The 5,674-nt window shown below is 48.4% G+C and carries 2 tRNA genes and 3 rRNA genes; all 5 read left to right on the top strand.

The features are described 5' to 3' along the window. Positions 1-142 precede the first annotated feature (142 nt). A 16S ribosomal RNA gene (locus tag D9K81_RS17835) occupies positions 143-1,679 on the top strand. Between the two features lie 61 nt (positions 1,680-1,740). Continuing rightward, a tRNA-Ile gene (locus D9K81_RS17830) sits at positions 1,741-1,817 on the top strand. Between the two features lie 69 nt (positions 1,818-1,886). Beyond that, a tRNA-Ala gene (locus tag D9K81_RS17825) sits at positions 1,887-1,962 on the top strand. 463 nt (positions 1,963-2,425) lie between these two features. Continuing rightward, positions 2,426-5,318 (top strand): 23S ribosomal RNA (locus D9K81_RS17820). Positions 5,319-5,509: 191 nt separating this feature from the next. Continuing rightward, a 5S ribosomal RNA gene (gene rrf, locus D9K81_RS17815) occupies positions 5,510-5,624 on the top strand. Together the 16S, 23S and 5S rRNA genes with 2 tRNA genes alongside form the textbook arrangement of a ribosomal RNA operon. Positions 5,625-5,674: the final 50 nt, after the last annotated feature.

Raw genomic sequence — 5,674 nt, 5'->3', positions numbered from 1 at the left:
AACTTGTGTGGATTTTTACTGGTTGATCAATCGAATATATTTTCATTGATAATTGGTAGAAATTTCTCGAAGTTTATTTGAGCAAATATTTGTCAGTAATTGATGAGCCAAGATTGGTACCCTTTAAGGTACTATTGATTTTAAACTGAAGAGTTTGATCATGGCTCAGATTGAACGCTGGCGGCAGGCTTAACACATGCAAGTCGAGCGGATGAAGGGAGCTTGCTCCTGGATTCAGCGGCGGACGGGTGAGTAATGCTTAGGAATCTGCCTATTAGTGGGGGACAACATTTCGAAAGGGATGCTAATACCGCATACGCCCTACGGGGGAAAGCAGGGGATCTTCGGACCTTGCGCTAATAGATGAGCCTAAGTCAGATTAGCTAGTTGGTGGGGTAAAGGCCTACCAAGGCGACGATCTGTAGCGGGTCTGAGAGGATGATCCGCCACACTGGGACTGAGACACGGCCCAGACTCCTACGGGAGGCAGCAGTGGGGAATATTGGACAATGGGGGGAACCCTGATCCAGCCATGCCGCGTGTGTGAAGAAGGCCTTTTGGTTGTAAAGCACTTTAAGCGAGGAGGAGGCTCTTCTAGTTAATACCTAGGATGAGTGGACGTTACTCGCAGAATAAGCACCGGCTAACTCTGTGCCAGCAGCCGCGGTAATACAGAGGGTGCGAGCGTTAATCGGATTTACTGGGCGTAAAGCGTACGTAGGCGGCTTTTTAAGTCGGATGTGAAATCCCTGAGCTTAACTTAGGAATTGCATTCGATACTGGGAAGCTAGAGTATGGGAGAGGATGGTAGAATTCCAGGTGTAGCGGTGAAATGCGTAGAGATCTGGAGGAATACCGATGGCGAAGGCAGCCATCTGGCCTAATACTGACGCTGAGGTACGAAAGCATGGGGAGCAAACAGGATTAGATACCCTGGTAGTCCATGCCGTAAACGATGTCTACTAGCCGTTGGGGCCTTTGAGGCTTTAGTGGCGCAGCTAACGCGATAAGTAGACCGCCTGGGGAGTACGGTCGCAAGACTAAAACTCAAATGAATTGACGGGGGCCCGCACAAGCGGTGGAGCATGTGGTTTAATTCGATGCAACGCGAAGAACCTTACCTGGTCTTGACATAGTAAGAACTTTCCAGAGATGGATTGGTGCCTTCGGGAACTTACATACAGGTGCTGCATGGCTGTCGTCAGCTCGTGTCGTGAGATGTTGGGTTAAGTCCCGCAACGAGCGCAACCCTTTTCCTTATTTGCCAGCGGTTCGGCCGGGAACTTTAAGGATACTGCCAGTGACAAACTGGAGGAAGGCGGGGACGACGTCAAGTCATCATGGCCCTTACGACCAGGGCTACACACGTGCTACAATGGTCGGTACAAAGGGTTGCTACCTCGCGAGAGGATGCTAATCTCAAAAAGCCGATCGTAGTCCGGATTGGAGTCTGCAACTCGACTCCATGAAGTCGGAATCGCTAGTAATCGCGGATCAGAATGCCGCGGTGAATACGTTCCCGGGCCTTGTACACACCGCCCGTCACACCATGGGAGTTTGTTGCACCAGAAGTAGGTAGTCTAACCGTAAGGAGGACGCTTACCACGGTGTGGCCGACGACTGGGGTGAAGTCGTAACAAGGTAGCCGTAGGGGAACCTGCGGCTGGATCACCTCCTTAACGAAAGATTGGCGACCGGTAAGAATCCACAACAAGTTGTTCTTCATGACGATGTATCTGAGGGTCTGTAGCTCAGTTGGTTAGAGCACACGCTTGATAAGCGTGGGGTCACAAGTTCAAGTCTTGTCAGACCCACCAAATCTGACTAACAAGCATTGTAAGATGCTGCATACAGAAAAACAGAAACATTGACTTAATTGATAAGCTGGGGACTTAGCTTAGTTGGTAGAGCGCCTGCTTTGCACGCAGGAGGTCAGGAGTTCGACTCTCCTAGTCTCCACCAAATTTCAAGACAAGAAAAGCATGCTTTTCCTTGAAATTTAAGCAAGAAGCTACGCTTCGCGCAGTATGTGATCATACGATGTGAAGTTAGTTTAGTCTTTAAGCGATCAAGTGCTTAGGTTATAGAGCTTAGCAACAAACTAGCGTAGAATGCGCTTCATTGTTATTAAGCTCTGTGATTTATCACAGCAACATGACCTGACGAAGGCATGTTAAATCATTAACAGAATATATTTGAGTTGAAATAATTTGTTCATACTCAGAATCAATTAAACACGAAGATGTGACATGTAAATGACACGTTGGAGTGAATAAAAGAAACTGAGTTACTAGCGAAATTAACTGAATCAAGCGTTTTGGTATATGAATCTAATTGAAGCTGTACAGTGATTAAGTTCACGAGACACTAAACTGTGATGTTGGTTGATCTACTTGTAGGATCAAGCGACTGTTTGGGGTTGTATAGTCAAGTAATTAAGTGCATGTGGTGGATGCCTTGGCAGTCAGAGGCGATGAAAGACGTAATAGCCTGCGATAAGCTTCGGGGAGGCGGCAAATATCCTATGATCCGGAGATTTCTGAATGGGGAAACCCACCTATCGTAAGGTAGGTATCGTAACATGAATACATAGTGTTACGAGGCGAACGAGGGGAAGTGAAACATCTCAGTACCCTTAGGAAAAGAAATCAATTGAGATTCCCTCAGTAGCGGCGAGCGAACGGGGAACAGCCCATTAAGTCATATAAGTTCTAGTGGAATGCTCTGGGAAGTGCAACCATAGTGGGTGATAGTCCTGTACACGAAAGGGCTTATATGATGATGTCGAGTAGGGCGAGGCACGTGAAACCTTGTCTGAATATGGGGGGACCATCCTCCAAGGCTAAATACTCCTGACTGACCGATAGTGAACCAGTACCGTGAGGGAAAGGCGAAAAGAACCCCTGTGAGGGGAGTGAAATAGATCCTGAAACCGCATGCATACAAGCAGTGGGAGCCACTTCGTGTGGTGACTGCGTACCTTTTGTATAATGGGTCAGCGACTTACATTCAGTAGCAAGGTTAACCGTATAGGGGAGCCGTAGGGAAACCGAGTCTTAATAGGGCGTTTAGTTGCTGGGTGTAGACCCGAAACCAGGTGATCTATCCATGAGCAGGTTGAAGGTTGGGTAACACTAACTGGAGGACCGAACCCACTGTCGTTGAAAAGCCAGGGGATGACTTGTGGATAGGGGTGAAAGGCTAATCAAACTTGGTGATAGCTGGTTCTCCCCGAAAGCTATTTAGGTAGCGCCTCGGACGAATACCATTGGGGGTAGAGCACTGTTTCGGCTAGGGGGTCATCCCGACTTACCAAACCGATGCAAACTCCGAATACCAATGAGTACTATCCGGGAGACAGACTGCGGGTGCTAACGTCCGTAGTCAAGAGGAAAACAATCCAGACCGCCAGCTAAGGCCCCTAAATTATAGTTAAGTGGGAAACGATGTGGGAAGGCATAGACAGCTAGGAGGTTGGCTTAGAAGCAGCCACCCTTTAAAGAAAGCGTAATAGCTCACTAGTCGAGTCGGCCTGCGCGGAAGATGTAACGGGGCTAAAACTATATGCCGAAGCTGCGGATTTGCAATTTATTGCAAGTGGTAGGGGAGCGTTCTGTAAGCCGATGAAGGTGGATTGAGAAGTCTGCTGGAGGTATCAGAAGTGCGAATGCTGACGTGAGTAACGACAAAACGGGTGAAAAACCCGTTCGCTGAAAGACCAAGGGTTCCAGTCCAACGTTAATCGGGGCTGGGTGAGTCGACCCCTAAGGCGAGGCCGAGAGGCGTAGTCGATGGGAAATTGGTTAATATTCCAATACTTCTGTGTAATGCGATGAGAGGACGGAGTAAGTTAAGTCAGCCTGGCGTTGGTTGTCCAGGTGAAAGGATGTAGGCATGTATCTTAGGCAAATCCGGGGTACTCTATGCTGAGATCTGATAGCAAGCTGTACTTGTACAGTGAAGTGGCTGATACTATGCTTCCAGGAAAAGTCTCTAAGCTTCAGTTACACAGGAATCGTACCCTAAACCGACACAGGTGGTCAGGTCGAGTAGACCAAAGCGCTTGAGAGAACTCTGCTGAAGGAACTAGGCAAAATGGTACCGTAACTTCGGGAGAAGGTACGCTGTTGACGGTGATAGGACTTGCTCCTTGAGCTATTGACAGCCACAGAAACCAGGCCCCTGCAACTGTTTATTAAAAACATAGCACTCTGCAAACACGAAAGTGGACGTATAGGGTGTGATGCCTGCCCGGTGCTGGAAGGTTAATTGATGGGGTTAGCGTAAGCGAAGCTCTTGATCGAAGCCCCAGTAAACGGCGGCCGTAACTATAACGGTCCTAAGGTAGCGAAATTCCTTGTCGGGTAAGTTCCGACCTGCACGAATGGCATAATGATGGGGGCGCTGTCTCCAGCAGAGGCTCAGTGAAATCGAAATCGCCGTGAAGATGCGGTGTACCCGCGGCTAGACGGAAAGACCCCGTGAACCTTTACTGCAGCTTGACATTGAACTTTGATCTTACTTGTGTAGGATAGGTGGGAGGCTTTGAAACCGAGACGCTAGTTTCGGTGGAGCCAATCTTGAAATACCACCCTGGTAATATTGAGGTTCTAACTCTGCTCCATAATCTGGAGCGAGGACCATGTCTGGTGGGTAGTTTGACTGGGGCGGTCTCCTCCTAAAGAGTAACGGAGGAGTACGAAGGTGCGCTCAGCGTGGTCGGAAATCACGCGTAGAGTATAAAGGCAAAAGCGCGCTTAACTGCGAGACCCACAAGTCGAGCAGGTACGAAAGTAGGTCTTAGTGATCCGGTGGTTCTGTATGGAAGGGCCATCGCTCAACGGATAAAAGGTACTCTGGGGATAACAGGCTGATACCGCCCAAGAGTTCATATCGACGGCGGTGTTTGGCACCTCGATGTCGGCTCATCTCATCCTGGGGCTGAAGCAGGTCCCAAGGGTATGGCTGTTCGCCATTTAAAGAGGTACGCGAGCTGGGTTTAGAACGTCGTGAGACAGTTCGGTCCCTATCTACCGTGGGCGCTGGAAATTTGAGAGGATCTGCTCCTAGTACGAGAGGACCAGAGTGGACGAACCTCTGGTGTACCGGTTGTGACGCCAGTCGCATCGCCGGGTAGCTATGTTCGGAAGGGATAACCGCTGAAAGCATCTAAGCGGGAAGCCTACCTCAAGATAAGATTTCCCTAGGAATTTATTCCTCTAAAGAGCCGTTGAAGACTACGACGTTGATAGGTTGGATGTGGAAGTGCAGTGATGCATGAAGCTGACCAATACTAATTGCTCGTGAGGCTTGACTATACAACACCCAAACAGTTGTTGTATCAAGCATCAATTGATTCGATATTAAGCAAAATGACTTGATTTAGTTAACGCTTAAGAACAAAATACTGCAACTCAGATATGATCTGTTAATAACTCATTTGACCAAGCAACGGCAAGCAATGTAGAAATACAGCGAATAAGACCAAATGCAAAGTCATAACAGTTGTGCTGGCGACAATAGCAAGAGTGAACCACCTGATCCCTTCCCGAACTCAGAAGTGAAACCTCTTAGCGCTGATGGTAGTGTGGGGTTACCCATGTGAGAGTAAGTCATCGCCAGCTCATTAATTCAAAATCCCCCTAGCTCAAATGAGTTAGGGGGATTTTTTTAT

This window comes from Acinetobacter chengduensis (assembly GCF_003664645.1).
Lineage (GTDB): Bacteria > Pseudomonadota > Gammaproteobacteria > Pseudomonadales > Moraxellaceae > Acinetobacter > Acinetobacter chengduensis.
Note: the sequence above shows the minus strand (reverse complement) of the source record. Positions and strands in the feature narration are given on the sequence as shown.